The 331-nt window shown below is 67.1% G+C and carries 1 pseudogene; it reads left to right on the top strand.

Features of this window, described 5'->3' with window-relative positions:
• Nucleotides 1–331, top strand: a pseudogene (locus G3N64_RS39470) (electron transfer flavoprotein-ubiquinone oxidoreductase); the annotation flags it as partial.

The raw sequence follows: 331 nt of genomic DNA, 5'->3' as shown, positions 1-331 counted from the left end.
CTGAAGTCGGACACCTACGGCGGCTCGTTCCTGTATCACATGGACAACAACCAGGTGGTGGTCGGCTTCGTGGTGGGCTTGGGCTACACGAACCCGTACCTGTCGCCGTTCGAGGAATTCCAGCGCTACAAGACGCACCCGTCGATCCGCGCGTTCCTGGAAGGCGGCAAGCGCGTGTCGTACGGCGCGCGCGCGATCACGGCCGGCGGGCTGCTGTCGCTGCCGAAGACGGTGTTCCCGGGCGGCGCGCTGATCGGCGACGACGCGGGCTTCCTGAACGCATCGCGGATCAAGGGCAGCCACGCGGCGATCAAGACCGGCATGCTGGCGG

Origin of the sequence: Burkholderia sp. Ac-20344, from assembly GCF_017104975.1 — a bacterium.
Taxonomy (GTDB): domain Bacteria; phylum Pseudomonadota; class Gammaproteobacteria; order Burkholderiales; family Burkholderiaceae; genus Burkholderia.
Note: the sequence above shows the minus strand (reverse complement) of the source record. Positions and strands in the feature narration are given on the sequence as shown.